Source organism: uncultured Microscilla sp. (assembly GCF_947493425.1).
GTDB lineage: Bacteria > Bacteroidota > Bacteroidia > Cytophagales > Microscillaceae > Microscilla.
This window is the reverse complement of sequence record NZ_CANLRP010000670.1, coordinates 1-233: the sequence shown is the minus strand read 5'-3', so window position 1 is coordinate 233 and position 233 is coordinate 1. Positions and strand designations below refer to the sequence as shown.

Below are 233 nucleotides of genomic sequence, written 5' to 3'. Positions count from 1 at the left end.
GCTGTAGTGCCATTGCTGCTCACTTTGGCTGCGCTCCCTCCTCCTGAGTAAAGCACCGTTTTCTGACTCAGGAGATGAGTAAAAACCGACGGCTCGTCCGAAGCTTCCACCACTTCGCCATAAGCCACCAATAAAGAATTCACGTCTTCGCCCTCAGGAGTAGGCACACTACTAATCGTTTGCGAAGCCACTGACGACGAACCATGCAACCACACTTTCCAAAGCTCATCCGC

1 protein-coding gene is annotated in these 233 nt (G+C 52.4%); it reads right to left on the bottom strand.

What is annotated here, in order from left to right:
• On the bottom strand, positions 1-233 hold a 233-nt coding region (locus Q0954_RS34880), incomplete at both ends, for a hypothetical protein (protein WP_299466936.1).